Source organism: Pelomonas sp. V22, from assembly GCF_030014915.1.
Taxonomy (GTDB): Bacteria; Pseudomonadota; Gammaproteobacteria; order Burkholderiales; family Burkholderiaceae_C; genus JAUASW01.
In genome coordinates, this window is record NZ_JAGIXS010000003.1 from 185,948 (window position 1) to 212,946 (window position 26,999).

The window sequence follows — 26,999 nt, forward strand, 5'->3', positions numbered from 1 at the left end:
GCGCCGAGCCCGCTTCTGGTGCGGGTTAGGCGAAGACGCGCATCCCGCCTTCATCCTGCAGCAGCTGGGCCAGGCGGCCGCTGCCCACCAGGGCGAAGGCATGCTCGATGTCGGGCGCCAGGTAATGGTCGTCCGGCATGGGGGGGCAGGTCTCGCGCAGCAGCGCGTAGACATGCTCCAGCGGGCCTGAGCTCTGCAGCGGGCGCAGGAACTCGAAGCCCTGCGCCGCTGCCAGCAGCTCGATGGCGATGATGTGGCCGGTGTTGTCCAGCATCGCGCCCAGGCGGCGGGCCGCGAAGGTGGCCATGCTCACGTGGTCTTCCTGGTTGGCGCTGGTCGGCAGGCTGTCAACGCTGGCCGGATGCGCGAGTGACTTGTTCTCGCTGGCCAGGGCCGCGGCCGTGACGTGGGCAATCATGAAGCCCGAGTTCAGGCCGGCATTGGCCGTGAGGAAGGGCGGCAGGCGCGAGACGCCGGTGTCGATCAGCATGGCGATGCGACGCTCGGCGATGGCGCCGACCTCGGCGATGGCACAGGCCAGCGCATCGGCCGCCAGGGCCACCGGCTCCGCGTGGAAATTGCCGCCGCTGACCATGTAGCTCGTGCCGTCGTCGTTGGCAAAGACCAGCGGGTTGTCCGTCACCGCATTGGCTTCGCGCAAGAGCACCTCGCGCACATAGCGGGCCTGGTCCAGGCAAGCGCCCATCACCTGGGGCTGGCAGCGCAGGCAATAGGGGTCTTGCACGCGGTCGTCGCCTTCCTTGTGGGATTGGCGGATCGCGCTGCCGGTCAGCAGCTGGCGATAGGCCGCGGCGGCCTCGATCTGGCCGGGCTGGCCGCGTACCGCGTGAATGCCCGGATCGAAGGGACCATCGCTGCCGCGCGCGGCGTCCAGCGTCAGGGCGCCCGAGACGATGGCCGTGGCGTAGACCACCTCGAAGCGGATCAGGCCTTCAAGCGCCAGGGCCGTGGAGGTCTGCGTGCCGTTGATCAGGGCGAGGCCCTCCTTGGCTTGCAGCTGCAAGGGCTTGAGGCCGGCCTTCTCCATCTCCGCGAGCGCCGGCTTGCGCTGGCCGTCCACCAGCATCTCGCCTTCGCCCATCAGCGCGAGGCTCATGTGCGAGAGCGGCGCCAGGTCGCCCGAGGCGCCCACCGAGCCTTGTGCGGGCACGTAGGGAATCAGGCCGGCGTTGAACACATCGAGGATGGCCTGCACCACCTCTTCGCGCACGCCGGAATGGCCGCGCGCCAGCGAGGCGGCCTTGGTGGCCATCATCAGGCGCACGACTTCAGGCGCCAGCGGCGCGCCGACGCCCACGCAGTGCGAGCGGATCAGGTTGCGCTGCAGGGCGGCCAGGTCGTCCTTGCTGATGCGGGTGCTGGCCAGCTTGCCGAAGCCGGTGTTGACGCCGTACACGGCCGCATCGCCGGCGGCAGCGGCCTGCACCACAGCGGCGCTGCGGCGGATGAGGGCGGCCGCGCTCTCATGCAGGGCGAGCTTCACGCCGCCGTGGCGGATGCTGCGCAGCTGGTCGAGGGTGAGTTGGCCGGGCGAGATAGTGATTTGGTTCATCGAAGTTTCTTTGTATTTCCAAGCAGAGTCCGAGGATCCGGCTTTGCCGGGCCTGCGGACTTGCCCCCTTGAGGGGGAGCGCGAAGCGCAGCGGGGGGGGCTGTTACTTGGTGACCATGGGCAGGTTCAGGCCCTTGTCCTTCGCACACTGTTCTGCGATTTCGTAGCCGGCATCGGCATGGCGCATCACGCCGGTGGCGGGGTCGTTCCAGAGCACGCGCTCGATGCGCTTGGCGGCGGCATCGGTGCCGTCGCAGACGATGACCACGCCGCTGTGCTGGGAGTAGCCCATGCCCACGCCGCCGCCATGGTGCAGCGAGACCCAGGTCGCGCCGCCGGCGGTGTTCAAGAGCGCATTCAGCAGCGGCCAGTCGGAGACGGCATCCGAGCCGTCCTTCATCGATTCAGTTTCACGGTTTGGGCTCGCCACCGAGCCGCTGTCCAGGTGGTCGCGGCCGATCACGATGGGCGCCTTCAGCTCGCCGTTCTTCACCATCTCGTTGAAGGCGAGGCCGGCGATGTGGCGCTGGCCGAGGCCCAGCCAGCAGATGCGCGCCGGCAGGCCCTGGAAGGCGATGCGCTCGCCGGCCATGTCCAGCCAGCGGTGCACGCGCGCTTCCTCGGGGAACAGCTCCTTGATCTTGGCGTCGGTCTTGCGGATGTCTTCCGGGTCGCCCGAGAGCGCCACCCAGCGGAAGGGGCCGCGGCCCTCGCAGAACTGCGGACGCACATAAGCGGGCACGAAGCCGGGGAAGTCGAAGGCGTTCTTCACGCCCTGGTCCAGCGCGACCTGGCGGATGTTGTTGCCGTAATCCACCGTCGGGATGCCCATGGCCTGGAAGTCCAGCATGGCCTGCACGTGCACCGCACAGCCGCGTGCGGCGGCCGCCTTGAGGTCGGCATGCTGGCTTGAATCGGCCGCTGCAGCCTTCCATTGCTCCACGGTCCAGCCGGCCGGCAGGTAGCCGTTGATCAGGTCGTGGGCCGAGGTCTGGTCGGTCACCAGGTCGGGTTTGATGGCCGATCCGGCCTTCACGCGCTTCACCAGCTCCGGCAGGATTTCAGCGGCATTTCCCAAGAGGGCGATGGAGATGGCCTTGCCTTCGGCCGTGTACTTGGCGATGCGGGCCAGCGCGTCGTCCAGGTCCGCGGCCTGCTCGTCCACATAGCGGGTCTTCAAACGGAAGTCGATGCGCGACTGCTGGCATTCGATGTTCAGCGAGCAGGCGCCCGAGAACGTCGCGGCCAGTGGCTGGGCGCCGCCCATGCCGCCGAGGCCGGCGGTCAGGATCCACTTGCCGACCATCGAGCCGCCATAGTGCTGGCGGCCGGCTTCGGCGAAGGTTTCGTAGGTGCCCTGCACGATGCCCTGTGTGCCGATGTAGATCCAGCTGCCGGCCGTCATCTGGCCGTACATCATCAGGCCCTTGCGATCCAGTTCGTTGAAATGCTCCCAGGTGCCCCAGGCCGGCACCAGGTTGGAGTTGGCCAGCAGAACGCGCGGCGCATCGGCATGGGTGCGGAACACGCCGACCGGCTTGCCCGACTGGATCAGCAGCGTCTCGTCATCGTTCAGCTCTTTCAGCGAGCGCAGGATCTGCTCGAAGCAGTCCCAGTTGCGCGCCGCCTTGCCGATGCCGCCGTAGACCACCAGGGCGTCCGGGTTCTCGGCCACGACCGGGTCCAGGTTGTTCTGGATCATGCGGTAGGCGGCTTCGGTCAGCCAGCTCTTGCAGGCAAGCGTGGTGCCGGTGGGGGCGCGCACAACGCGCGGCTGGGCAGGGGTATGGGACATGGGAGCTCCTCGGGAGATGGCCGGGTTCGAAATGGGCGAACTCTAGTTGTCTATACAAGTACAGTCAAGTACGATGCGGCCCATGGCACGCAAAGCTCCGGGTGGTCCCGAACCGCAGTACCTGAAGGTCAAGAATCATTTGCGCGAAGGCATCGCGGCCGGCCGCTGGGTGGCTGGCGACCTGCTGCCCTCCGAGGCTGAGCTCGTGGCCCAGTTCGAGGTCAGCCGCATGACGGTGAACCGGGCCTTCCGTGAGCTGCTGCAGGAAGGAATGATTGAACGCGTGCAAGGCGTGGGCACCTTCGTGGCCCAGCTGCACAAGATCTCGTCCACGCTGACGGTGCGCGACGTGCACGAGGAGATCGCCGAGCGCGGCCATCGTCATGAGGCTCGCGTCCATCTGCTGGAGAAGATCCGCGCAAGCAGCGAGCAGGCCGCCGGGTTCGGCCTGCGCAGCGGCGCCACGCTGTTCCACAGTGTCATCGTCCACCTGGAGAACGGCGTGGCCATCCAGTGCGAAGACCGGCTCGTCAACCCGGCCTGCGCGCCCGATTACCTGGGCCTGGACTTCACCCAGACCACGCCCACCCAGCACCTGCTCGAGGTTGCGCCGCTCTCGGAAGCGCGCTACACCATCGAGGCCACGCTGCCGGATGAGCTCGAGGCGAAGCTGCTGGGCATTGCCCGGCGCGATCCTTGTCTGGTCGTGAAGCGCAGGACCTTCAGCCGGGGGCTGACCGTCACCACGGTGCGGCTGACCCATCCGGGGTCTCGTTACTTGCTTGAGGGGAGTTTCCAAGCATGAGCTGGAGTGTGATGTCTGCAGAGGCGGTGACGCCGCAGCGCTGGAAGAACAACGGCGGCTGGACGCGCGAGCTGCTGGCCTGGCCGCACAGCAACGACTGGGCCCTGCGCATCAGCGTGGCCGACATCGAGGCCGACGGCCCGTTCTCGGCCTTCGAGGGCGTGCAGCGCTGGTTCGGCGTGCTCTCGGGCCATGGCGTGCGGCTGTGGGACTACGAGCTCTGCGTCGGCGACGACCTCTTGAGCTTCGATGGTGCGCTGGCACCGGACTGCGAGCTGATCAAGGGCCCGACGCGTGATTTCAATGTGATGCACCAGCGGGCACGCGGCCAGCTGCGGGTGTTTCGCGCCGAGCAGGCCTGGGTCGCTGAAGGCCAACTGGTGGCCTTGTTCAGTGTGGGTGGCGGCGTGCTCAACCATGGCGGCCGCGAGACCCCCCTGGCGCCACTGAGCCTGGCCTGGTGCGAAACGCCGGCTGCGCAGCCGCTCAGCTTCAAGGGCGCGGGCGGTGATGCCTGGTGGATGGTCTGGAGCGAATCGGCATGAAGCGCGTCTTGTGGAGAAACGCTCGCCTCGCCACGCTGGCCGGCCGCCAGCCCTGGGGCTGGGTGGAGCAGGGCGCCTTGCTGGCCGAGGGCGAGCAGATCGCCTGGGTCGGGCCCGAGAGCGAGCTGCCGCCTGGGCTGCAGGTCGATGAAGAACATGATCTGGCCGGCGCCGTCGTCACACCGGGCTTGATCGATTGCCACACCCACCTGGTCTACGGCGGCCAGCGGGCGCGCGAGTTCGAGTTGCGCCTGCAGGGCGCCAGCTACGAGGAGATCGCGCGCGCCGGTGGCGGCATCCGCTCCTCGGTGGCGGCCACGCGCGAGACCGATGAAGACGTGCTGTTCCAGCTCGCGTCGGCGCGACTGCAGAGCCTCAAGGCCGAAGGCCTGACCACGGTCGAGATCAAGTCCGGCTACGGCCTCTCGCTGGAGGCCGAGGCCAAGTCGCTGCGCGTGGCGCGGCGCCTCGGCCGCGAGGCGGATGTCGAGGTGCGCACCAGCTACCTGGGCGCCCATGCGGTGCCGCCGGAGTTCCAGGGCCGCCAGGGCGACTATGTAGACGCGGTCTGCGGCTGGATGCCGCTGCTGCAGGCGCAGGGCCTCGTCGATGCGGTTGATGCCTTCTGCGAGGGCATAGGCTTCACGCCGGCCGAGACCCGCCGCGTGTTCGAAGCCGCGCGAGGCTTGGGCTTGCCGGTCAAGCTGCACGCCGAGCAATTGAGCGACCAGGGTGGCACCCAGCTGGCCTGCGAGTTCCGGGCCCTCTCTTGCGACCACCTGGAGCACCTGAGCCCGGCCGGCGTGCAGGCGATGGCGCGGAGCGGCGCGGTGGCCGTGCTGCTGCCCGGCGCCTACTACTTCCTGCGCGACACGCATTTGCCGCCCATCCAGGCGCTGCGCGAGGCCGGCGTGCCCATGGCGGTGAGCACCGACCACAACCCTGGCACCTCGCCCACGCTGTCGCTGCTGCTGATGCTGAACATGGCCTGCACGCTGTTCCGCCTCACGCCGGAAGAGGCACTGCGTGGCGTGACCGTCAACGCGGCTCGGGCCCTGGGCCTGGTGGATCGTGGCCAGCTGGCGCTTGGTCAGCGCGCCGATTTCTGCGTCTGGGATGTCGCCCATCCCAATGAACTGTCCTACTTCTTCGGCCGCAATCCGCTGCTTTTGCGCGTGCGCGGCGGCATCGAGTCCCGACCATGAGCCAACCCGTCTTCACGCTGCGGCAGGGCCGCACCCCGTTGTTGATCAGCATGCCGCACATCGGCACAGCCATCCCCGAGGATCAGCAGCACCGCTACCAGCCACGCGCGCTGCAGAGCGAGGACACCGACTGGCACCTCGGCCAGCTCTACGGCGACCTGGCCGAGGAGCTGGGCGCCAGCCTCATCCAGCCGCATTACTCGCGCTACCTGATCGACCTGAACCGCCCACCGGAAGACACGCCGATGTACCCCGGCGCCTCCAACACCGAGCTGTGCCCGACCCGCTTCTTCACCGGCGAGCCGCTCTACCTGGAAGGCCAGGCGCCTGATGAGGCCGAGAAGCTGCGCCGCCGCCAGAACTACTGGCTGCCCTACCACCGCGCACTCAATGCCGAGCTGCAGCGGCTCAAGAACCTGCACGGCCATGTGGTGCTGTTCGATGCGCACAGCATCCGCTCCGAGCTGCCCTGGCTGTTCGAAGGGCGCCTGCCCGACCTGAACCTGGGCACGGTCGAAGGCAAGTCCTGCGCCCCCTCCATCACGGCAGCGCTCGGCCAACTGCTGGCCGGGCAGTCGGACTACACGCAGGTGGTCAATGGCCGCTTCAAGGGCGGCTTCATCACCCGGCATTACGGCCAACCCGCGCAAGGCCAGCATGCGGTGCAGCTGGAGATGTGCCAGTGTTGCTACATGAACGAGCCGGCGCCGTTCGAGTACCGGCCCGACCTGGCGGCCAAGGTGCAGCCCTTGCTGAAGCAGATGTTCGAGACGCTGCTGGCGTGGAAGCCATGAGCCCCGCACGGCCGCCCGAAGGGGCTCAGCTCCCGCTTGGCGGGACAGCGAGCAGCGCGAAGGGTGCACCAGTGAGCAATGTGAAGAGTTTCTGGGCGAGCGAGGCCTGGGTCGACGGCCGCTGGCAGCGCGAGGTGCTGCTGGAGGTGGGCAGCAACGGCCATTGGCAGCGAATCACGGCCGGCGTCCCGGTACCGGCAGGCGCCGAGCAGCTCGAAGGCCCGGTGATGCCCAGCCTGGTCGACGCGCACAGCCATGCCTTCCAGCGCGCCTTTGCTGGCCTCGCCGAGCGGCGCGACAGCGAGTCCGACGACTTCTGGTCCTGGCGCGACCGCATGTATGGCGTGGCCCTGCGCATCACGCCGGAGCAGCTTCAGGCGATTGCCTCGCAGCTCTACCTGGAACTGCTGCGCGGCGGCTACACCCAGGTCTGCGAGTTCCACTACCTGCAGCACCGTGAAGATGGCTCGGCCTATGGCGACGAGCTGGCCATGAGCTGGGCCCTGGCGGATGCGGCGCAAGCGGTCGGCATCGGCCTCACGATGCTGCCGGTGCTGTATGCCCATGCGGGCTTCCAGCAGCCGCAGCTCCGGCCCGATCAGCGCCGCTTCGCCACCGATGCCGACTGGGTCTGGCACGCCAGCCGTCGCATCAATGCCGCCGGCCGCCCGTTGTTGAACGCCGGCGTGGCCCTGCATTCGCTGCGCGCGGCGCATGCCGACGACATCCGCCGCCTGCAGGCCCTGGTCGGCGATGCAGAGCTGCCCATCCACATTCACATCAGCGAGCAGCAGCAGGAGGTGCGCGACTGCCTGGCCGCCACCGGCCAGCGGCCGATGCAGTGGCTGGCCAACGAGATCCGGCCCGACGCCCGCTGGCAGCTCGTGCATGCCACGCACAGCACGCCGGACGAGATCGCGCAGATTGCCGCCAGCGGTGCCGGCGTGGTGATCTGCCCCAGCACCGAGGGCAACCTCGGCGACGGCCTCTGCGACCTGCCAGGCTGGCTGGCCGCCGGCGTGCCGCTCTCGCTGGGCTCGGACAGCCATGTCGGCCGCGACTGGGTGGAAGAGCTGCGCTGGCTGGAGTATGGCCAGCGCCTCGGCTTGCAGCGCCGCAATGTCGCGGCCGCGCCGGGCAGCCGGCCTTCGACCGGCGAGCGCCTGTTCGAGGCCATGCGGGCTGGCAGCGCCGCGCCGGCCGGCCTCGCGTCCTGGGGGCTGCAGCTTGGCGCCCGGGCCGACTTCCTGGTGCTGGAGCGCGGGGCCTCGGGACTGCTCGGCGTTCCCGCCGCCGCCCGGCTCGACGGCCTGGTCTTTGGCAGCCAGGGTCAGGTCTTGCGCCAGGTTTTCGTGGCCGGGCAATGCCGACTCCAGCAGGGGCAGCACGAGGCGGCGCCGCAGATCGGCGAAGGCTTTGAGTCCGTGATGGGCTCGCTGTGGTCCGGGACGGACGACTAGGGGGTGACCGGGGCGAATAGCCCTTGCTGCGCCGCCCCGCGCGCTGGTAGTCTTCCAGGCAGTGGATCCTCAGCCTTTCGTTGGGAGCGTTGCCATGTTGTCACTGAGCAATTTCACGATCCGTGCGCGCCTGTTCGCGCTGGCCGCCCTGGCCATACTCACGATGGTGGTCATCGGCTTCCAGGGGCTCTACAGCCTCAGCCAGGCCCGCGAGAAATTCGTCCACTACAACAACAACGACGTGCAGTCGCTGACCGAGATGGCCGGCGTTCGCGCCGAGGTCGGCAATCTGCGGCGGTACGAGAAAGACCTCTTGATCAACGCCCAGGACCCCAAGGCGGTCGAGAAGTACCGCAAAGAGTGGCTGGAGGCTTATCGAAAGACCACCGAGGGCTTGTCCAACATCAACAAGCTCGATGTGGCTCCGGCGGTGCAGAAGATGCCTCCGGTGATGCTCAAGCAACTGGAGGACTACCGCACCGGGCTGCTGGCCGTGGCGGACCGGGTCGAGAAGGGCGAGTTCGCCGATACCGCGGCGGCCAACAAGGCACTTGAACCCATCAAGGGGCCGGTGCGTGCCTTGGAGAAGGCGCTTGGCGAGATGACGCAGCTGATCGACCAGCACGGCGAGCAAGAGTCCGCCAAGCTCGGCGAGCATGAGCGCTCGGTGCGCCGCGCGCTGCTGGCCGTGATCGCGGCCGGCGTGCTCTGCGTAGGCACCTACACCTTCTTCAACATCCGTTCCATCCTGCAGCCGCTGGCTGATGCCGTGGGCAGCGCCGAGCGCATTGCCCAGCATGACCTCAGCCATGAGGTGCGTGCACAAGGGCTCGACGAAACCTCGGCCGTGATGCGCGGCGTGCAGGCGATGCAGGCCTCGCTGAAGGGCGTGGTCAGCGGCGTGCGCAACGCGACGGACAGCATCGCCACCGCCTCGCGCGAGGTGGCCGTGGGCAGCAATGACCTGAGCCAGCGTACCGAGCAGGCCGCCTCCAACCTGGAGGAAACCGCCTCGGCCATGGAGCAGCTCACGGCCAGCGTCACCCACAACGCCGACTCGGCCCGCCAGGCCAACGAACTGGCCAAACAGGCCGCGCAGGTGGCCCATCGGGGCGGCACGGTGGTGGGCGAGGTGGTGGGCACGATGGGCAAGATCAGTGCCTCCAGCAACAAGATCAGCGACATCATCTCGGTGATCGACGGCATCGCCTTCCAGACCAACATCCTCGCGCTGAACGCGGCGGTTGAGGCCGCGCGCGCGGGCGAGCAGGGCCGCGGCTTCGCGGTCGTGGCCGGCGAAGTGCGCACGCTGGCCCAGCGCAGTGCCGAGGCGGCCAAGGAGATCAAGGCCTTGATCACGGCCAGCACCGAGAGCGTGGAGAGTGGCGCCGTGCTGGTGCAGCGCGCCGGCCAGACCATGCAGGAGATCGTGTCCTCGATCGAGCGCGTGGGTGGCATCGTTGCCGAGATCAGCAATGCCACGGCCGAGCAGAGTTCGGGCATCAACCAGATCGGCCAGGCCATCGCCAACCTCGACCAGATGACGCAGCAGAACGCGGCCCTGGTGGAGGAGTCAGCCGCCGCAGCACAGAGCCTGCAGCAGCAGGCCGAGGAGCTGGCGCGCTCGGTGTCGGTGTTCAAGCTGGCCTGAACGCGCAAGGCCAGGGTAGAGCGATAGGGAACAGCCGGCGCGGCTACAGTGCCGGCCATGCTTTCTTCTTCATCCGCCCCGGCGGCCGTACCTGCGCTGCTGCTCGGCGTCGACTTCACCAGCGCGCCAAGCCGGCGCAAGCCCATCTGGATGGCCCGGGGCGAGCGCCATGCTTGGGTCCTGCGCCTGGAGGGCTTGCAGTCCTTTGAAACCCTCGAAGCTTTCGGTGATTGGCTCAAGCAGCCGCAGCCCTGGCTCGGCGTGTTCGACCTGCCTTTCAGCCTGCCGCGCGAGCTGGTGGAGACGCTGGGCTGGCCTTTGCAATGGCGGCCGTTGATCGAGCACTACGCATCCTTGAGCCGCGCCGAGATCCGCGAGCTGTTTGCCGCCTTCTGTGCGGCCCGACCAGCCGGCAGCAAGTTCGCGCACCGTGTCTGCGACGGCCCGGCCGGTTCCTCGCCCAGCATGAAATGGGTCAACCCGCCGGTGGCCTACATGTTGCACGCCGGCTTGCCGCTGCTTTTGGCCGCCGGCGCAAGCTTGCCTGGCCTGCATGAGGGTGACCCGGCAAGGCTGGCGCTGGAGGGCTATCCGGGCCTCACGGCTCGCGAGCTGATAGGCCGGCGCAGCTACAAGAGCGACACCAAGGCGATGCAGACGCCTGAACGCCTGATCGCCCGCAAGGATGTGATCGAGGCCCTGGAGCAGGGCCGCAGCCGCCTCGGCCTGCGCCTCAAGCTCAGCCATGCGCAGCGCGATGAGCTGGCGGCCGATGGCTCGGGCGACAAGCTCGATGCCGTGCTGTGCCTGATGCAGGCGGCCTGGGCTTCGCAGCAGGCGCGTTACGGCATGCCCGAGGACATGGATGCGCTGGAGGGCTGGATCACCAGCGCCTGAGTGCCGCCGGGTGACCAGGGCCCATGGCTCAGACCAGCTCGAAAGGCCGCGGCTTGCCGGTCAGGTAGCCCTGGATCAGCTGGAAGCCGAGTTCGCGGCAGACCTGGGCTTCCGCCTCTTCCTCAACACCCTCGGCCAGCGTGACCGAGCCGAGGTCGGTGACCAGCTTGACCAGGTCGCGCACCACGCGCAGCTTGCGTTCGCTGGCTTGGTGGATGCCGCGTATCAGGGCCATGTCGAACTTGACGAAGTCGGCCGGCACCTCGCCGATCTCGTTCAGCCGGGCCTGGCCGGCGCCGAAGTCGTCGTAGGCGAAGCGGGCGCCGATGTCCTTGAGCCAGGCGCCGAGTTCGCGCATGCGCTCGGTTTCCATCACGGCGGTTTCGTGGATCTCGACGATCAGCTGCAGCTCAGGCCATTGCTTCAGCGTCTGCTCCAGCGCCGTGCGGAAGCCCGGCTCGAAGGTCTCGAGCGGATGCGTGTTGACGAAAAGCGCCGAGGCTCCCAGCTTGGGCGCCAGCATGCGGATGCCGTGGCTGCGGAAGGCCTCGCTCAGTTCGGCCTCCAGGTTGAGCTGGGCCGCCAGGCTGAACAGATGCATGGGCGAGGCCGGCAGCTCGGGATGCTGGCTGCGGCCGAGCAGTTCGTAGGCGAACAGTTGGCCACCCTGGGCCCGCACGATGGGCTGGGCCGCGCCCGACAGCCCCGTGCCCTCCAGCAGCGCGCGGAACTGCGCCTCCTTGGGCGAGAAGTACTCGCTCAGCGTGGCGCCGGGCTGTACGAGCACCGTGCGGCCGTCGTCAGCCGCCAGGGCCGCTGCCGGGCCGGTGAGCAGGATGGATTTGAGGCGGAACTCGGCATGGCCGAAGTGGACGATGTCGTTCTCGGACAGCAGGGCCGAGCCGCTGATGCGCTCGCGGTTGACGAAGCTGCCGTTGGTGCTGTCCAGGTCGGTCAGGCGCAGCCGCCCCGACACATCGGCCGCCAGCTCGGCATGGCGGCGGCTCAGGCTGGTGGAGTTGACCACCAGGTCGTTGTCCGATTCGCGCCCGATGCGAAACGGCAGCGTGTTCACCACATAGGTGAGCCGGGAGCCATCGGCCGAGATGGCCTCGAAGAACCATTGTTTGTGCATGACGTCCCTAGGGCAAGGTCAGGGCAATGGTACTGGGCGGCATTGCAGGCTGCCACCGGGATAGCCTGCGGTTTCGGCGCCTTACTTGCGCATGAGGGTCGACTTTCCGTCTGCCGCAGGCAGGGCAAACTTACTTCCGCATCAAGGTTGATTTGCCAAACAAGGACTCGATCAGGTCCACCGCCAGCTCGGCCGTCTTGTTGCGCACGTCCAGCGCCGGGTTCAGCTCCATCACGTCCAGCGAGGCCATGCGGCCGGTGTCGGCAATCATCTCCATGCAGAGCTGGGCCTCGCGGTAGGTCGGGCCGCCGGGTACGGTGGTGCCAACGCCGGGGGCGATGTCGGGGTCGAGGAAGTCGACGTCGAAGCTCACATGCAGGTGGGTGTTGGCGTCCAGCGTGGCCAGGGCCAGCTCCATCGTGTGACGCATGCCCATCTCGTCGATGTAGCGCATGTCGAAGACTTCGAGCTCCTGCTCGTGGACGAAGCGCTTTTCGCCGGCATCGACGCTGCGGATGCCGATCTGGCGCACCCACTTGGGGCTGATGGCCGGAACATGGCCGCCAATCTCGATCAGCTCCTTCGGCCCGTGGCCGGCCAGGCAGGCCACCGGCATGCCGTGGATATTGCCGCTGGGCGTGAGCTGGCTGGTGTTGAAGTCGGCATGGGCATCGAGCCAGAGGATGCGCAGCTTCTTGCCGGTTTCGCGGCAGTGGCGGGCCACGGCGCTGATCGAGCCTATGCCGAGGCAATGGTCGCCGCCGAGCAGGATGGGCATGCGGCCCAGCTTCAGCTCGGCATGGACGGCCTCGTGCACGGCCTGGTTCCAGGCCACGACCTCGTTCAGGTGGCGGTAGCCGTCCACCGGCGGCAGCCAGGGGTTGGACGGGCCGCTCAGGTTGCCGCGATCGACGACGTCGACGCCATGGCCCTCCAGCGTGGCGCCGAGGCCAGCCACGCGCAGGGCCTCGGGGCCCATGCTGGCGCCACGGGCGCCCGCGCCGATGTCGGTGGGCGCGCCGATCAGGGATACGTTTCTCAGGGTGGTCATAGCGGGTCTTTCAGACCGCATCGGGTGCGGCAGGGTTCATGTCGTATTCGTTCTCGAGCAGGGCCCAGGCCTCCTCGGCCGTCTCGACAAAGTGGAACAGCTGTTCGTCGCCGGGGCTGATCATGCCGGTCTCGACCAGCACGTCGAAGTTGATCAGCCGGGTCCAGAACTCGCGGCCGAACATCAGGATGGGCCGCGAGCGGCACTTGCCCGTCTGGATCAGGGTCAGGGCCTCGAACAGCTCGTCCAGCGTACCGAAGCCGCCGGGGAAGGCCACCAGCGCCACCGAGCGCATCAGGAAATGCATCTTGCGCAGCGCGAAGTAGTGGAAGCGGAAGCACAGCTCCGGCGTGATGTAGGGATTGGGAGCCTGCTCATGCGGCAGCACGATGTTGAGGCCTATGCTGCGGCCGCCCACCTCGTAGGCGCCGCGGTTGCCGGCTTCCATGATGCCGGGGCCGCCGCCGGTGACCACGTAGATCGGGTCCTCGCGCTGCAGCGAGGCACGCGTGACGATGGCAGAGAAGCGGCGCGCCTCCTCGTAGTAGCGGCTCATGGCCAGCTGGGTGCGGGCACGCGCCAGTGCGGCGGCGTCTCCAGCCTCCTCGGCCCGGGCCAGGCCGGCCTCGGCCGCCTCGCGCGAAGGGATGCGCGCGCTGCCGAAGATCACCAGGGTCGACTTGATGCCCTGCTCCTGCTGCATCAGCTCGGGCTTCAGCAGCTCCAGCTGCATGCGCACCGGGCGCAACTCCTCGCGCAGCAGGAAGTCGTCGTCGACAAAGGCCAGGCGGTAGGCGGCCAGGTCGCTGTCGTAGGCGGGGGGCACGACGGCCTGCTTGCGGGCCTCTTCCTTGGCACTGGGAAAGTTGCGGGCGTTGAGCGGGTTGCGCTTTTTCATGATGGTTCCCGCGGGAGGCAGGCGGTCAGGGAGGGCGCTCGCGCGCCGGGCGGCAGCTTAAGTCAGGGCCGGCTGAATATTCTTCCGTATTTAGCGCTTGAACATCGCATTCATTCGGCGCAAACGGGGCATTCCCCATCGCGCCGCACGCCGATCTCGTTCCATTCCATCGTTCGTGCGTCCAGCATCAGCAGGCGGCCGCGCAGACCGCCTTCTAGGCCAGCCAGCAGCTTGAGCCCCTCGGCCGCCTGCAGGCTGCCGATGACGCCCACCAGCGGCGCGAACACACCCATGGTGGCGCAGCGCTGCTCCTCGAAGCGGCTGTCGGGCGGGAACAGGCAGGCGTAGCAGGGACAGTCCTGCTGGCGGCGGTCGTAGACGCTGATCTGGCCGTCGAAGCCGGTGGCGGCGGCGGCCACCAGCGGCTTGCGATGCCTGACGCAGGCGGCGTTGACCGCATGGCGGGTGGAGAAGTTGTCGCTGCAATCGAAGACCACGTCGGCCTCGCGGACCAGCTCGTCGAGCAGGGCCGCGTCGGCGCGTTGCTGCACGGTGCGAACCTCGGCGCCCGGATTGATCTCGCGGATGCTCTGCGCGGCCGACTCGACCTTGGGCTGGCCGATGCGGTCCTGCCGGTGCGCGATCTGGCGCTGCAGATTGGTCAGGTCCACGGTGTCGTGGTCCACGAGGGTGATGCGCCCCACGCCGGCCGTGCCGAGGTAGAGCGCCACCGGGGAGCCCAGGCCGCCGGCGCCAATCACCAGGGCATGGCCATCGAGCAGGCGCTGCTGGCCTTCGATGCCGATCTCGTCCAGCAGGATGTGGCGCGAGTAGCGCAGCAGCTGTTCGTCGTTCATGGTGTCACTCATGGTGCGAGCTTAAGCCCCAGGACCGGGTCGGCGAGGCTGGCCAGGCTGTCGCGCATCGCTGTCACAAAGTGGCGCAGCTTGGCAGGCTGGTGGCGCTGGTAGGGGTAGATCAGGTGCACCGGCAGGGCCGGGGCCCGCCATTGCGGCAGCAACTGCACCAGCTCGCCGCTGGCCAGGTCCGCCTGCGTGAGCCAGGCCGACATGGCCGCCACGCCGAGGCCGGCCTGCACGGCATTGCGCAGTGCGAACAGGCTGTCGGTGATCAGGCGAGGCCGCAGCGTGAGCCTGGCCTGCTGGCCACCCGGGCCCAGCAGTGTCAGCTCGTTGCGATAGAAGGTGCCGAGGGCCAGCCAGTCGTAGCTGTTCAGGTCGGCCGGCACCTGCGGCAGCGGCCGGCCTTCGAGCAGGCTGGGCGCGGCGACCACGATGCGCGGAATCTCGGCCAGCTTCAGCGCCACCACCGAGGAATCGACGAGGCTGCCCACGCGAATCGCACAGTCCAGGTCCTGGGCGCGGAACTTGGGCGGCTGGTCGTCCAGCAGCCATTCGACGCTGAGCCGGGGCGAGCGGCGCAGCAGCTCGATCAGTGGCTGCATCAGCTGCAACTGCCCCAGCGCATGCGGCACCAGCACGCGCAGCAGGCCTTCGGGCTCTTCCTGGGCGCCGCGCAATGTGGCCTGCATGGCATCCCAATCGGCCAGCAGCGTGCGGGCCTGCTCATAGCACTGGGCACCACCCTCGGTCAGCCGCAGCGCATGGGTGGAGCGCTGCAGCAGCCGCAGGCCGAGGCTGTGCTCCAGCGCCTTCAGGCGCCGGCTGACGGTGGGCTGCGTGGTGTTCAGCTGGGTGGCCGCAGCCGAAAGACTGCCGGCTTCGACGATGCGGACAAAGGTCTGCAGCAGATCGAGCCGGTCATTGCCGGGGGTTCTTGTCATGCGGAAAGCGTATTCAAGAAATGCTTGCCACTGTACTTCTATGCGAAACCCGAATTCGAGAAACTGCCAGCCTTGCTGCCCTTGCCACCGATTGCCCCCCTCATGGAACAGACCTTCACTTCCTCGCTGCCCCAGGCCCCGGCCGCCCCGGGCCTGTCGCGCCGCCTGGTCCTGCTGCTGGCGGCCGGTGCCGGCTTCTCGGTGGCCGGGCTCTACTACGCCCAGCCCATGCTCGGCAGCCTGGCCGAGCAGTTCGGGGCCAGCAGCGCCGAGATCGGCCTCGTGCCCACGCTGACCCAGCTCGGCTATGCCGCCGGCATCCTGCTGCTGGCACCGCTCGGTGATCGCTTCGACCGCCGCCGCATCATCCTCATCAAGGCCCTGGCCCTGCTGCTGTCGCTCGCGCTGGCGGCGCTGGCGCCGCAGCTCTGGGTGCTCTGGCTGGCCAGCGCCCTGATCGGTCTCTCGGCCACGCTGGCCCAGGACCTGGTGCCAGCCGCCGCCACGCTGGCGCCGGAAGCGGAGCGCGGCAAGACGGTGGGCTCGGTGATGACGGGCTTGCTGCTCGGCATCCTGCTGTCGCGTGTGGTCAGCGGTGCACTGGCCCAGCAGCTGGGTTGGCGCGCCGTGTTTGCCGTGGCGGCGCTGAGCATCGCACTGCTGGCCTGGCTGCTGCGGCGCGGCCTGCCGCATTTCGCGCCGACCACGCAGCTCGGCTATGGCGAACTGCTGGCCAGTCTCTGGAGCCTCCTGAAGCGGCACCGCGAGCTGCGCCGCGCGGCGCTGGCCCAGGGGCTGCTGGCCGTGGCCTTCAGCGCTTTCTGGTCCACGCTGGCCCTGATGCTGCACAGCCCGCCGCTGAATCTCGGCAGCACGGTGGCCGGTGCCTTCGGCCTGGCCGGTGCGGCCGGCGCGCTGGCTGCACCACTCGCTGGGGCCATGGCCGACCGGCGTGGGCCTGGCCGCGTGATCCTGCTGGGCGCCAGCCTGGTGCTGGCTTCCTTTGCAGCGATGGCCCTGGGCCCGCAAAGCCTGTGGCTGGTGGCGCTGGCAGCCCTGGTGTTCGACCTCGGCTTCCAGGCCAGCCTGGTCTCGCACCAGAGCATCGTCTACGGCATCGAGCCGCCGGCGCGCAGCCGGCTGAACGCGGTGCTGATCGGCGCGATGTTCATGGGCATGAGCAGCGGCTCCTGGCTGGGCGGACTGGCGATGGGCGAGTATGGCTGGCGCGGCGTCTGCACCTTGGCGGCCGGAGCGGCTGCCCTGGCCCTGGTCGTGCGGCTGCGTCGCTGATCGCTTGCCGCTCTGGAATGAGAAAGGCCCGCTGCTGCGGGCCCTTGCTTTGCCTCTTGCCGGACTTTATTCGGTCTTGGCTTCGGCCTTGCGCTCGGTGGCCGTCTTGGACACCAGCACCGGCTGGCCCTTCAGGCGGTTCAGGGCCTGGACCAGCGGGAAGTCCTCGCCGCTGCCGAACTCGGGCAGGGGCTTGAGCTCATTCTTCTTGGCTTCAGCTTCGAGCTTGGCGCGCGCTTCCTCGCGGGCTTTCTCGCGGGCTTCATCCTTGGCCTCGGGGCCATTGGCCAGGTGCTTCTCGAGATCGGCCTCGCGCATGCGCAGGGCGGCGAACACATTGCCCTCGGCGGTCTCGTCCAGCATCACATCGGGCACGATGCCCTTGGCCTGGATCGAGCGGCCGCTCGGTGTGTAGTAGCGGGCCGTGGTGATCTTGAGCGCGGTGTCCGGGCTCAGCTGGCGCACGGTCTGCACCGAGCCCTTGCCGAAGGTCTGGGCACCCATGATGATGGCGCGGTGGTGGTCTTGCAGGGCACCGGCAACGATCTCGCTGGCCGAGGCCGAGCCTTCATTGACCAACACCACCAGGGGCACGCTCTTCAGCGCGGCCGGCAGCTTGCGCAGCGGGTCGTTGGCGCCACGGCGCACGTAGTACTCGGGACTCGACTTGAAGGTGGACTTGGATTCGGCGATCTGGCCATTGGTCGAAACCACGTCCACGTCCTTGGGCAGGAAGGCGGCCGACAGTGCCACGGCGCCTTCGAGCAGGCCGCCCGGGTCGTTGCGCAGGTCCAGCACCAGGCCCTTCAGATTGGGTTCCTGCTTGTAGATCTCTTCGAGCTTCTTGGCGAAGTCTTCGATCGTGCGGTCCTGGAACTGGCTCACACGCAGCCAGGCATAGCCGGGCTCGACCACCTTGGCGCGCACACTCTGCATGCGAATCTCTTCGCGCACGATGGTGATGGGGAAGCTGCGGCTTTCGGCCTTGCGGTAGATGGTGAGCGTGACCTTGGTGGCCGGCTCGCCGCGCATCTTCTTGACGGCCTGGTCGAGGGTCAGGCCCTTGACTGGCGTGTCGTCGATCTTGCTGATCAGGTCACCGCTCTTCAAGCCGCCACGGAAGGCGGGCGAGCCCTCGATCGGGGAGACGATCTTCACGAGCCCGTCTTCCATGCCGATCTCGATGCCGACGCCGATGAACTTGCCGGTCGTGCCTTCGCGGAATTCCTTGAAGTTCTTCTTGTCGAAGAACTGCGAGTGCGGATCCAGGCCCGCCACCATGCCGGCGATGGCATCGTTGATCAGCTTCTTTTCGTCGACCGGTTCGACATAGTCGGACTTGACCATGCCGAACACGGCGGCGAGTTGTTGCAACTCTTCGAGCGGCAGCGGCGACAGACCCGAACCGCTGCGCGCATTTGCTTGCAGCTGCATCGTGGTCAGCGCCCCAGCCATGGCGCCCAAAGCGACCCAGCCTGCGACTTTCAGTTTGGCACCCATGATGCGAGCAATTCCTATCGAAGAATCCAGTATTGATGCGGCCTGGCGGGGCGTTTGAGGGCCGCCACCAGGCTCGTCCCAAGTATAGGCTCTTGCCTTCTTTGGCGATGCTGGTAAGAGGCCGGGCAACCCCTCATTTCGGGCATGGCAGTGACAAAGCAGACACAAAAAGCGGCTGACGATGGGGTGACTTTCGGCGCACCGGACCCGGATCTGCAGCCCCTGCGGCGGCCATTGCGGCGCGATGTAAAGAAACGCTGCTGGGCTGCAAATCCGGGCTGATCGGCCGGTCTTGGCGGGGCCGGGATGACCGCGGCCGCCGCTCGCCGGTGGCCCGCGAGGCTAGCCCTACAATCCGCTCCCTCTCTCCGTAGTTCAATGGATAGAACGGCCGCCTCCTAAGCGGCAAATACAGGTTCGATTCCTGTCGGAGGGACCATGCCAAGTCACTGCCTGCAGCTCATGCCACAGGGCACTCTTGGCGCGCGTCATGCCCCTTGCCCTAGAAGAGATCGCCCGTCGCCGGCCCTTCTTCCGCTGGACCTTCGTGTTTGGGTTTGGGTCGGGACCGGCGTGCCTTCAAGGCGCGCGCCTTGGCGTCGACCGAAGCCTGGCGCCATTCGTCGGCAAACATGTCCGGCGAGGAGGTCCAATGCTTGGGGTCCGGCAACACCTTCCAGGGCACAGGGTCCGGATAGGCCAGCAGCAGTTCGGCCGGATACTGCGCGATGTACTTCGCGGCCTCCTCGTTGGAGCAATGCAGCCAGTCGTCGTAGTCCTGCTCTCGCAGGATCACGGGCATGCGTTTCTCATCGGTAGGAGCGTGCATGCGCAGGTAAATCGGATGCCCGTCTGCGTTCACGGTGAGCATGGTGAAGCTCAGGACTTCACGGCCGGCAGGGTCGTGCCAGAGGCCCCACAGGCCTGCCACCCCGAGGGGGCCGCCATCAGCTCGCTGGATCGCCCATCGGGCGGGATCGCCCGACTCGTAGCAAGGCTCGTACAGCACCTCTGCCGGAATGACGCAACGATGTTCAGATTGCCAGGCCTCCCTGAAGGCCGGCTTGCTGGTCTTGGTCTCCGACCGGCAGTTGTAGGTTTTGCGACCAAAGGCCAGGTTCTCTGCCCACTCAGGAAGCAGGCCGAACAGGCCAATCAGGCATCGCTTGGCCAGAGTGTCGCGGTGACTGGCCCGCACGATGAATGGGGCCTGGTATCCCGGGGCCGTGAACTCCGGCGGCTCTTCCTCGTCGGGTCGGACGACTCCGAAATGTGCAAGCAGTCGATCCTGCAGAGTCACCGGCCGGTAGTTCGAGCACATGCTTGCGACTTTACACACCGCCGGTGCCTGCATGCGAGGGCAGTCGGCATGCGGCGCGCTGCCGCCATCAGCGCCAGCGCCACAACCAGATCAGATCGACCGCGTTGTCGTCCCCACTCTGGGCCCGCAGCGTGAAGCGCTGGGCGATGCGGTAGACCAGCTGCCAGCTGCCCGTCGTGGCATTCAGGCCGCGCTCATAGCCCACGTACCAGCGGCGCGAGAGCTGCTTGCCGAGGCGCACCACGGTGCCGCGCGCGTCTTCGTCGTTCTGCGACAGCGAGAGCTCGTCGAGGCCGAGGTTCTTCATCAAGCGGCCCGAGGGGCTTTCGCCTTCGCCGCTCAAGAGGGCCAGGGCGGCACGCTGCAGTACGGCGGTGTCGGCCCGGCCGAGGCCCTCGGGTGCGCGACCGAGCAGCAGCCACGAGAGCTTGTCGGTGTCGCTCATGTCCGGGTCGGCGTAGAGCTTGATGCGCGGTGCCAGCGCCGTGCCGGTGAGGGCGACGCCGACCGAGACATCGGTGTTGGGCCGCAACGCCAGCACGTCGAGGCGCGGGTTGTCGTAGGGGCCGGTGAAGATCAGCTCACCCTTCTCGATCTCCAGCTTCTGGCCATAGGCCGCGTAGGTGCCGCCCACGGTGCGCAGGCTGCCGGTCAGCCGCGTACTGGCATCGCGCTGAACCAGCTTGAGCTCGCCGGCGAGGCGACTCTCGAAGCCTCGGCCGCGCAGCTGCAGCTTGTCGCCGGCGTCCATTGCGAGGTCGATGCGGACCTTGCGCGGCTTGGCCGGCGCCTGCGCTGCAGCCGGTGCGCTGGCGGCCTGCGGGCGTATGACCTGCACGTCGTCATCCAGGCTGGGCGCATCACCGCGCGAGAAATCGAAGAGCGCGCTGTCGACCTTGATGCGGCCGTCCAGCTCCAGCGATTGCTCGGCCAACGCCAGCTTGGCCTCGCCGCTGATCTGGGCGCGGCGGTCGACGCGGTTCAAGAGTGTCAGCCCCTCGGCCTTGATCTGCAGCTGCGCCTGCGGCTTCTCGCCGAGCACCGCCTGGCCGCTGGCCGTGATTTGGCCTTCGGGGCCATGGGCGAGGAAGCGCACGAGCTCGGCGCGCTCGCCCACCAGTTTCAAAAGGAAGTCGGCATCGCGCACGTCCACGCCCAGCAGCGGGTTGCGCAGCGAGAGCTTCTGCCCCTCGGCCTGGCCCAGCAGCTGCGGCGCTTCCAGCGTGCCGGCCAGCGCGAGTCCGGCCGTGAGCGCACCGCCAACGCGCCAGCCCGGCGGCACCCAGCGACCCCACAGGCCCACGTTGGCGACATTGGCCTGCAGCATGCCTTCCAGGCTGGACTTCGGCCCGGGCCACAGCGCCTGTGGATCGGCTTGCAGCGTCACGGTGGCGCCGAGCAGGCCGAGGCTGCTGCCGCCCAAGGCCTGGTGGAACTGCCAGCGGCCATCGCGCGCCTGAAGCGCGAGGCGCAGGGCATCGAGCCCGAGTTGCTGTGGGCCGCGCTCGTCGGTCACGCTCAGGTCGCCGCGCTCGCGCAAGAGCTCGATATCGATCTCGACCTTGGGGCTGCTTCTGAGCTTGATCTGGCCGACTATCACCAGGTCACCGCCCCAGCCGAAGTCCGGCTGCCAGCGGCGCAGCAGCGGTGCCACGGCCAGCGGCTCGAGCTGGATGTCGGCCTGCAGCGCACCGGCCGGTTGCCACTCACCCCGGCGCCAGGCCAGTGCCGCGCCACCGACCTCGATGCGGCCCGGCTGCAAGCGCAGGCTGCTGGGGCCGGCGGCCAGGCCGCGCTCGAAACCGAGCTCGAAGCCGAGCGCGCCCTGGCTGGATACCCAGGCCGGCTGCTCGGGCCGGGCAGGGCGCAGCAGCAGCTCGCTGATCGAACCCTGCCAGCGCAGCCCCCGCTCGCTGTTCAGCTGGGGCAGGGCATCGAAGCCGGCTTGCAATGAGGCGCGTACTTTTGATGCTAGCTTGCCGCTCTCGCCCAGCATGGATTGCAGGGCCGGCGTCAGCGCCAGCTGGGCATCGAGCTCCAGCCGGGCCTGATGTCGGGCCCAGCTGCCTTGCAGATCCAGCAGGGCGCGGCCCACCTGATGGCCGGCGCCCTGGCCCATGCCTTGGGCCTGCAGTTGCAGGCGAAGTGGCGCGTCCAGCGTGCTGCCGGCCTCGCCTTGCAGGTTCAGCTGGGTGATGCGCCATTCGCTGGCGGTGCTCTTGTTTTCGGCCCACAGCAGGTCGCGGCCCTGCAGCTCGCCGCTCACCGCCGAGGGACGCAGCTCGGCATCGAGCAGTAGCTTGAGCTTGCCCAGCAGCGATCCCGCAAGGCGGGCTTCCGGCTGCCACAGGGCCAGCAACGGCGCGAACGCGGCGAGGCGCGGCGCTTGCAGCTCGACCTGGGCGTTGCCTGGCTGGGCCTCGGCCTGCACGCGGTTCTCGCCGCTGCTGATTTGGGCCACCAGACGCGGCGCGCTGCCGGCGCTGGCCTGGTAGTCGGCCTGGCCTTGCAGCGCCTGGCCTTGCAGGCGACTTGGCTGCAGCTCCAGGCGAGCCGTGCCGAGGGGCCAGCGCTGGCCGGCAGGCGCTGCCTGAAGATCGATCTGCGCCTCGGCGCTGAGCCCATGCTCGCCGCGCTGCCAGGCCGAGCCGGCCGTGCCGGCCCAGAGCAGGCGCGGGTCGAAGGATTGCAGCCGCGCGCTGCCCTTGAGCTTCCACGCGGCCGACAACTGCACGTCACCCTGGGCCTGAAGCTGGGAGCCGCCGGCCTGCAGCAGCAGCTCGCTCAGATGCACTTGCTGGCGGTTGCCCTCGGCGGCCAGGCGCAGTTGCAGCGGCGGCTTGTTGGCCGCCTTCTCGAACTGGGCCTCCAGCTGGGCCTGCAGTTTCATCGCGCCTGCTAGGCCCTGGCCGCTGGCCTGGAGGCTGCCGCTCCAGCGCAGCGCCGCGAGCCGGCCGTCAAGTTCGGCGCTGCGCAGTTCGCGGATGCGGCTGTCGATCTGCCAGCTGCCATCGCCGGCATGGCGGCCCTGCGCGCTGACGCGCCCGGCGGCGGCGCGCCCGTCGCCGAGTTCGAGTTCCAGCGATTGCAATTGCAACTGGTCGGGATGCTGGGGCGGAGCCTGCAGGCTGAGCTGCACGGTGCGCAGCGGCAGCCGGCCCTGGTCCCAGCGGCCGGCCAGGCCATTGCTGAGGTGGGCCAGCAACTGCGCCGGTTGCTGCCAGCCACTCGCCTTCAGCTCGGCTTGGCCCGTGAGCGCCGTGCGCGGCGCCTGGCTGTAGAGCGCGGCCAGGTCCAGGCGCTCGACCTGGGCCTGCAGGGCGGCGAGCGGCCAGGCAGCAAAGGGCAGGACCTGGGCCTGAGCGCGCAACGATTGCCCCTCGGCCTGCAGGCTGAGCGCCGTGGCGATGCTGCTGAGCTGGCCGCTCAGCGTGGCCTGGGCCTCCCAGGGCCGGCCGGCCGTGCCGTCGTCCTTGAGTTGCACCTGGCCTTGCAGCGGCAGCGGCGAATCGGCACCGAGCTGGAGCTCTCCGGCGAGTGTCAGGCGATCCCAATGCAGCCTTTTCAGTTGCAGGCGGTGCTGGGTGCCGAGGCTCAGGGCGCCGCTGATCTCGCGCAGCGGCTGCTGCTCAAGGCCTGGCACCACCAACTCGCCGATGCTCACGCGGGCAACGGCCAGTTCCAGCGGCAGGCGCAGATCGGCCGGGGCCTGCAAGGGCGTGCTCGTGACCTTGGGCGCGCTCTGGTAGGCGAGGCGCTCGGCCTCCAGGCTGGCGATCGTCAGGCGGCGGGCCCAGACGCCGAGGGTCAGGTCTTGCCAGCGCAGGCCCCGCAGGTCCAGGCTGTCGCCACCGGGCAGGGCCACATGGACCTGGCGGGCCGAGAAACTGCCCAGCAGCGAACCCTGCGGTGCCTGCACCTGCACGCCCGGCAGCCGCGCCAGCAGCCAGGCGCTGCCCGACTCGGTGCTGGCCAGGCCATAGGCACCGAGTACGGTGGTGAGCGTGAGCACCGGCACGGCGAGCGCCGTGCCGATCAGCCAGCGTGTGCGGCGCATCACAGCGCAATTCCTACGCTGAAATGCATGCGCCAGCGCCCCGTGGCCTGACCGCGGGCGATGTCCAGCCGCAGCGGCCCGACCGGGCTGCGCCAGCGCACACCGGCGCCCCATCCGACGACAGGCTTCAGAGCGCCGAAGCTGTCGGCCGCCTGGCCGGCATCGATGAAGGCCGCGCCCCAGAGGCTTTGCAGGTTCTCGCTGATCGGCCGTGCCAGCTCGAGGCTGCCGGTCCAGAGCGCGCGGCCGCCAACGGCGACGCCGCTCTTCACCGGGCCGAGGTCGTGGTACGCATAGCCGCGCACCGATTCATCGCCACCGGCCCGGAACAGCAGGGTCTCGGGCAGGCCCACCGCGTTGGCGGCATAGACCTGGCCGAGCTCGGTGCGCACATTGGCATACCAGCCGTTCAGCGGCTTGTACCAGTTCAGCAAGAGCCGCGAGCGGCCGAACAGACCGCTCTGCGCGTCGCTGCTGTCGGCGCGGCCGGCGCCGAGTTCCAGCTTGGCGGTGTAGCCCTCGGTGGGCAGCAGGATGGAGTCGACGCGGCGGCGCGTCCAGTTGCCGTTCAGCGAAAGCGCGCCGCTCTGGATTTCGCCCGCGGTCGAGGTCTCGCGGGCGCGGGTGGCGTCCACGAAGATCAGGCGCTCGTCCTCGGTGGTCTCGCGCAGCCGGCCCAGGCGCAGGCTGAGGCTGGTGACGATCTTGTCGCCCGAGCGGTCTTGCGCGCTGCGCAGTGCGGCCAGGTTGCGCTGCATGTCGGGCTGCGGATAGGAAGACAGCTCCAGGTCGGCGGCGCGCAGGTCACGGCCCAGGTCGAGCTTGGTGCGCGCACGCAGGGCCAGGCCGAACGGTTGGCGGTGCAGGTGCTCCAGCGTGACGCGCTGGCCGGTGTTGGCGTGGTAGCCGATGCCGGTCGTGGCCTGCTGGCGTGGCGACTCGCGCAGCTTGATCAGCACCGGTGCGGCGGCGGCCAGCTCGGCATCGCGCTGGATGTCGACCGCCACCGCATCGAACAGCTGGGTTTTCTGCAAGCGCTCCTGGAACTCCAGCAGCGCCTTCTCGGTGTAGGCCTGCCCGGGCTTGAAGCCGGCCAGGCGCGTCACGGCCTCGGCCGGGTAGAACTCGAGGCCCTCGATGCGCAGTTCGCCGAGGTGGAAGAGGGGACCGCTGTCCAGCGTCAGCTCCAGGTCTACCGCTTGCTCGGCCGTGTGGACCTGCGCATGGGTCGCGGCCCAGCGTGCCAGCGGATAGCCCTGGGCGCGGGCGCGCACCAGGGCTTCGCTCTTGGCGGTGGACCAGCGCGTTTGCGTGAAACGGTACTCGGCCTCGAGCGGCCAGTTCGACTGCAAGGCCTCGCGCAAGGGAGCGCCTGCAGCAGCGGCGATCTCGCCCTCGAAGGACCAGGTCACGCGGCGCACGCGGCTGGGCGTGCCAGCGGTGACCTTGATGCGTATCAGCGGCTTGCTGCTGTCTCTGGCCTCGAGCAGGGCCTCGACCTGGGCATCGAAGTAGCCGGCCGTTTCCAGCAGCGACTTGGCCTGGGCCGGCGCCAGCAGGCGCAGCCGGTCCAGCTCGACGCTGCTGGGTCGCTCGGCCTCGGGCGTGCGCTGGAAACGGGCCAGGTCCAGGTGTTCCTCCAGCAGCTCGCGCAGATTGGCGGACGGCGCTTCGATCTGCAGCTCGTAACTTTGCACCAGGCGCTGCTCCGGCGTGGTGGGGGCTGGCTTCTCGGGCTTGTCTTCGAGCCCCTGGAAGAGGGCGCAGCCACCAAGGCTGAGCAGCAGCAAGGCGGCAGCAGGGAGACGCAGCAAACTCATTTGGACAGCAGGCGCATGGCCCCTTCCAGGCCGGTCAGCGTGAGCGGGAACATGCGCTGCTGCATCAGCTGCTGGATCAGGGCGATGCTCTGGCGGTACTGCCAGACACCCTGCGGCTCCGGGTTGATCCAGGCGTACTTGGGGAAGGCATGGGTAAGGCGCTGCAGCCATTCGGCGCCCGCTTCCTCGTTGTTGTATTCCACGCTGCCTCCCGCCTGCAGGATCTCGTAGGGGCTCATCGTGGCATCGCCAACGAAGATCAGCTTGTAGTCACGGTTGTACTTGCGAATGATGTCCCAGGTCGGGAACTTCTCGGCGAAGCGGCGGCGGTTGTTCTTCCAGACGAAGTCGTAGACGCAGTTGTGGAAGTAATAGAACTCGAGGTGCTTGAACTCGCTCTTGACGGCCGAGAACAGCTCCTCGACGCGGTGGATGTGCTCGTCCATGGTGCCGCCCACGTCCATCAAGAGCAGCACCTTCACCTTGTTGTGGCGCTCCGGGATCATGCGGATGTCCAGCATGCCGGCATTGGCGGCGGTCTTGTGGATGGTGTCGTCCAGGTCGAGCTCCAGCTCCGAGCCCTCGCGCGCGAAGCGGCGCAGGCGGCGCAGGGCGACCTTGATGTTGCGGATGCCGAGCTCGAGCTGGTCGTCGTAGTCCTTGTAGCTGCGCTGGTCCCAGACCTTCACGGCGCTCTTGTTGCCGCCCTTGCCGCCAATCCGGATGCCCTGCGGGTTGTAGCCGCTGTTGCCAAACGGGCTGGTGCCGCCCGTGCCTATCCAGCGGTTGCCGCCTTCGTGGCGTTCCTTCTGCTCCTCCAGCCGCTCCTGCAGCGTCTTCATCAGCTCGTCCCAGCCCATCTTCTCGATGGCCGCCTTCTGCTCGGGCGTGAGGTTCAGTTCCAGGTGCTGCTTCAGCCAGTCGGCGGGCAGCTCCTTCGTGAAGTCGGTCAGCAGCTCCACGCCCTTGAAATAGGCGGCGAAGGCGCGGTCGAAGCGGTCGAAGTGGGCCTCGTCCTTGACCAGGCAGGTGCGGGCCAGGAAGTAGAAATCGTCGACCGAAGGCGTGCCCTCGTCGCCGCCGATCACGCCCTTCTTCAGCGCTTCGATCAGGGTCAGGTATTCCTTGACCGAGACCGGCAGCTTGGCGGCGCGCAACGTGAAGAAGAAGGGGATCAGCATGAAGCAGGTCAGGCAGGCAGCCGGGAGCGTCGAGGAGGGTTCGCCCGATTATGCAGAAGCCGGCCCGGGCCCAGGCGAGACTGGCGCCGCCGGTCGGCGCCTGCATCAAGGCAAGACCTGGCCCCATGAGGCCATCCCACTTGCGAATCCAAATTCGCAAGCCGATGACTGAGCCGGCGGCGCTCTCCGCACACCACCCAGCTCAGGGGGGATG

The 26,999-nt window shown here is 68.3% G+C and carries 20 protein-coding genes and 1 tRNA gene; 9 read left to right on the top strand and 12 right to left on the bottom strand.

Features of this window, described 5'->3' with window-relative positions:
- Window positions 1–25 precede the first annotated feature (25 nt).
- Window positions 26–1,573, bottom strand: a complete 1,548-nt coding sequence (gene hutH / locus J7U46_RS13190; protein ID WP_282826514.1) for a histidine ammonia-lyase — start codon at window positions 1,571–1,573, stop codon at window positions 26–28.
- Between the two features lie 103 nt (window positions 1,574–1,676).
- Complete coding sequence (gene hutU, locus J7U46_RS13195; RefSeq protein ID WP_282826516.1) at window positions 1,677–3,368, bottom strand: urocanate hydratase; 1,692 nt, start codon at window positions 3,366–3,368, stop codon at window positions 1,677–1,679.
- Window positions 3,369–3,450: 82 nt separating this feature from the next.
- On the opposite strand from hutU, the gene hutC reads away from it, so the two are divergent.
- From hutC to J7U46_RS13230, 7 genes are all read left to right on the top strand, one after another.
- Window positions 3,451–4,173, top strand: coding sequence for a histidine utilization repressor (gene hutC, locus J7U46_RS13200; protein WP_282826518.1), 723 nt, complete (start codon window positions 3,451–3,453; stop codon window positions 4,171–4,173).
- Window positions 4,170–4,718, top strand: coding sequence for a HutD family protein (locus tag J7U46_RS13205; protein WP_282826520.1), 549 nt, complete (start codon window positions 4,170–4,172; stop codon window positions 4,716–4,718). The genes hutC and J7U46_RS13205 overlap by 4 nt, the downstream gene beginning before the upstream one ends.
- A complete protein-coding gene (gene hutI / locus J7U46_RS13210) occupies window positions 4,715–5,923 on the top strand; it encodes an imidazolonepropionase (RefSeq protein ID WP_282826522.1) in 1,209 nt (402 codons plus the stop codon). Before J7U46_RS13205 ends, hutI begins: the two co-directional genes overlap by 4 nt.
- Window positions 5,920–6,717 carry an N-formylglutamate deformylase gene (gene hutG / locus J7U46_RS13215; protein WP_282826524.1) on the top strand — a complete coding sequence of 266 codons (798 nt, stop codon included), beginning with the start codon at window positions 5,920–5,922 and terminating at the stop codon, window positions 6,715–6,717. The genes hutI and hutG overlap by 4 nt, the downstream gene beginning before the upstream one ends.
- Before the next feature lie 71 nt (window positions 6,718–6,788).
- Entirely contained in the window at window positions 6,789–8,177 is a 1,389-nt protein-coding gene (locus tag J7U46_RS13220) for a formimidoylglutamate deiminase (protein ID WP_282826526.1), read from the top strand.
- A 94-nt stretch (window positions 8,178–8,271) separates the two neighbouring features.
- Entirely contained in the window at window positions 8,272–9,828 is a 1,557-nt protein-coding gene (locus J7U46_RS13225) for a methyl-accepting chemotaxis protein (RefSeq protein ID WP_282826528.1), read from the top strand.
- Window positions 9,829–9,885: 57 nt separating this feature from the next.
- The gene (locus J7U46_RS13230; protein ID WP_282826530.1) at window positions 9,886–10,725 is read left to right on the top strand and encodes a DUF429 domain-containing protein; all 840 of its coding nucleotides are present in this window, start codon (window positions 9,886–9,888) and stop codon (window positions 10,723–10,725) included.
- 28 nt (window positions 10,726–10,753) lie between these two features.
- On the opposite strand, the gene J7U46_RS13235 is transcribed toward J7U46_RS13230, so the two are convergent.
- From J7U46_RS13235 to J7U46_RS13255, 5 genes are all read right to left on the bottom strand, one after another.
- A complete protein-coding gene (locus J7U46_RS13235; protein WP_282826532.1) occupies window positions 10,754–11,860 on the bottom strand; it encodes an EAL domain-containing protein in 1,107 nt (368 codons plus the stop codon).
- A gap of 130 nt (window positions 11,861–11,990) precedes the next feature.
- Window positions 11,991–12,911 (bottom strand): arginase, encoded by a 921-nt coding sequence (rocF, locus tag J7U46_RS13240; protein ID WP_282826534.1) that lies wholly within the window; start codon window positions 12,909–12,911, stop codon window positions 11,991–11,993.
- A gap of 10 nt (window positions 12,912–12,921) precedes the next feature.
- On the bottom strand, window positions 12,922–13,809 hold the full coding sequence (locus J7U46_RS13245) for a TIGR00730 family Rossman fold protein (protein WP_282826536.1): 888 nt from the start codon (window positions 13,807–13,809) through the stop codon (window positions 12,922–12,924).
- Window positions 13,810–13,919: 110 nt separating this feature from the next.
- Window positions 13,920–14,666, bottom strand: a complete 747-nt coding sequence (locus tag J7U46_RS13250; RefSeq protein WP_282826538.1) for a HesA/MoeB/ThiF family protein — start codon at window positions 14,664–14,666, stop codon at window positions 13,920–13,922.
- 8 nt (window positions 14,667–14,674) lie between these two features.
- Window positions 14,675–15,613: a LysR family transcriptional regulator gene (locus tag J7U46_RS13255; RefSeq protein WP_282826540.1), complete on the bottom strand. Its 939-nt coding sequence runs from the start codon at window positions 15,611–15,613 to the stop codon at window positions 14,675–14,677.
- Between the two features lie 102 nt (window positions 15,614–15,715).
- Between J7U46_RS13255 and J7U46_RS13260 the strand changes: the two genes are divergently transcribed.
- Window positions 15,716–16,906 carry an MFS transporter gene (locus J7U46_RS13260; protein WP_282826542.1) on the top strand — a complete coding sequence of 397 codons (1,191 nt, stop codon included), beginning with the start codon at window positions 15,716–15,718 and terminating at the stop codon, window positions 16,904–16,906.
- A gap of 66 nt (window positions 16,907–16,972) precedes the next feature.
- Here J7U46_RS13260 and J7U46_RS13265 read toward each other — a convergent pair whose 3' ends face one another.
- Complete coding sequence (locus J7U46_RS13265) at window positions 16,973–18,406, bottom strand: S41 family peptidase (RefSeq protein ID WP_282826544.1); 1,434 nt, start codon at window positions 18,404–18,406, stop codon at window positions 16,973–16,975.
- A gap of 364 nt (window positions 18,407–18,770) precedes the next feature.
- On the opposite strand from J7U46_RS13265, the gene J7U46_RS13270 reads away from it, so the two are divergent.
- Window positions 18,771–18,845 (top strand) — tRNA-Arg (locus tag J7U46_RS13270).
- Between the two features lie 63 nt (window positions 18,846–18,908).
- Here the strand turns inward: J7U46_RS13270 and J7U46_RS13275 are convergent.
- The 4 genes from J7U46_RS13275 to J7U46_RS13290 all read right to left on the bottom strand — a co-directional run bounded on the left by J7U46_RS13275 (window position 18,909) and on the right by J7U46_RS13290 (window position 26,785).
- On the bottom strand, window positions 18,909–19,727 hold the full coding sequence (locus J7U46_RS13275) for an SOS response-associated peptidase family protein (protein WP_282826546.1): 819 nt from the start codon (window positions 19,725–19,727) through the stop codon (window positions 18,909–18,911).
- 67 nt (window positions 19,728–19,794) lie between these two features.
- A complete protein-coding gene (locus tag J7U46_RS13280; RefSeq protein WP_282826547.1) occupies window positions 19,795–23,784 on the bottom strand; it encodes a translocation/assembly module TamB domain-containing protein in 3,990 nt (1,329 codons plus the stop codon).
- The gene (locus J7U46_RS13285; RefSeq protein ID WP_282826548.1) at window positions 23,784–25,604 is read right to left on the bottom strand and encodes a BamA/TamA family outer membrane protein; all 1,821 of its coding nucleotides are present in this window, start codon (window positions 25,602–25,604) and stop codon (window positions 23,784–23,786) included. The genes J7U46_RS13280 and J7U46_RS13285 overlap by 1 nt, the downstream gene beginning before the upstream one ends.
- On the bottom strand, window positions 25,601–26,785 hold the full coding sequence (locus tag J7U46_RS13290; protein WP_282826549.1) for a VWA domain-containing protein: 1,185 nt from the start codon (window positions 26,783–26,785) through the stop codon (window positions 25,601–25,603). Before J7U46_RS13290 ends, J7U46_RS13285 begins: the two co-directional genes overlap by 4 nt.
- Window positions 26,786–26,999: the final 214 nt, after the last annotated feature.

Excerpts from the sequence above, each read along its gene's own strand:
- J7U46_RS13280 (WP_282826547.1), bottom strand. The coding sequence starts at position 23,784 with ATGCGCCGCACACGCTGGCTGATCGGCACGGCGCTCGCCGTGCCGGTG.
- J7U46_RS13205 (WP_282826520.1), top strand. The coding sequence starts at position 4,170 with ATGAGCTGGAGTGTGATGTCTGCAGAGGCGGTGACGCCGCAGCGCTGG.
- rocF (WP_282826534.1), bottom strand. The coding sequence starts at position 12,911 with ATGACCACCCTGAGAAACGTATCCCTGATCGGCGCGCCCACCGACATC.
- J7U46_RS13245 (WP_282826536.1), bottom strand. The coding sequence starts at position 13,809 with ATGAAAAAGCGCAACCCGCTCAACGCCCGCAACTTTCCCAGTGCCAAG.
- J7U46_RS13290 (WP_282826549.1), bottom strand. The coding sequence starts at position 26,785 with ATGCTGATCCCCTTCTTCTTCACGTTGCGCGCCGCCAAGCTGCCGGTC.
- J7U46_RS13235 (WP_282826532.1), bottom strand. The coding sequence starts at position 11,860 with ATGCACAAACAATGGTTCTTCGAGGCCATCTCGGCCGATGGCTCCCGG.
- J7U46_RS13230 (WP_282826530.1), top strand. The coding sequence starts at position 9,886 with ATGCTTTCTTCTTCATCCGCCCCGGCGGCCGTACCTGCGCTGCTGCTC.
- J7U46_RS13260 (WP_282826542.1), top strand. The coding sequence starts at position 15,716 with ATGGAACAGACCTTCACTTCCTCGCTGCCCCAGGCCCCGGCCGCCCCG.
- J7U46_RS13275 (WP_282826546.1), bottom strand. The coding sequence starts at position 19,727 with ATGTGCTCGAACTACCGGCCGGTGACTCTGCAGGATCGACTGCTTGCA.
- J7U46_RS13255 (WP_282826540.1), bottom strand. The coding sequence starts at position 15,613 with ATGACAAGAACCCCCGGCAATGACCGGCTCGATCTGCTGCAGACCTTT.
- hutC (WP_282826518.1), top strand. The coding sequence starts at position 3,451 with ATGGCACGCAAAGCTCCGGGTGGTCCCGAACCGCAGTACCTGAAGGTC.
- J7U46_RS13250 (WP_282826538.1), bottom strand. The coding sequence starts at position 14,666 with ATGAACGACGAACAGCTGCTGCGCTACTCGCGCCACATCCTGCTGGAC.
- J7U46_RS13285 (WP_282826548.1), bottom strand. The coding sequence starts at position 25,604 with ATGAGTTTGCTGCGTCTCCCTGCTGCCGCCTTGCTGCTGCTCAGCCTT.
- hutI (WP_282826522.1), top strand. The coding sequence starts at position 4,715 with ATGAAGCGCGTCTTGTGGAGAAACGCTCGCCTCGCCACGCTGGCCGGC.
- J7U46_RS13265 (WP_282826544.1), bottom strand. The coding sequence starts at position 18,406 with ATGGGTGCCAAACTGAAAGTCGCAGGCTGGGTCGCTTTGGGCGCCATG.
- J7U46_RS13225 (WP_282826528.1), top strand. The coding sequence starts at position 8,272 with ATGTTGTCACTGAGCAATTTCACGATCCGTGCGCGCCTGTTCGCGCTG.
- hutU (WP_282826516.1), bottom strand. The coding sequence starts at position 3,368 with ATGTCCCATACCCCTGCCCAGCCGCGCGTTGTGCGCGCCCCCACCGGC.
- hutH (WP_282826514.1), bottom strand. The coding sequence starts at position 1,573 with ATGAACCAAATCACTATCTCGCCCGGCCAACTCACCCTCGACCAGCTG.
- hutG (WP_282826524.1), top strand. The coding sequence starts at position 5,920 with ATGAGCCAACCCGTCTTCACGCTGCGGCAGGGCCGCACCCCGTTGTTG.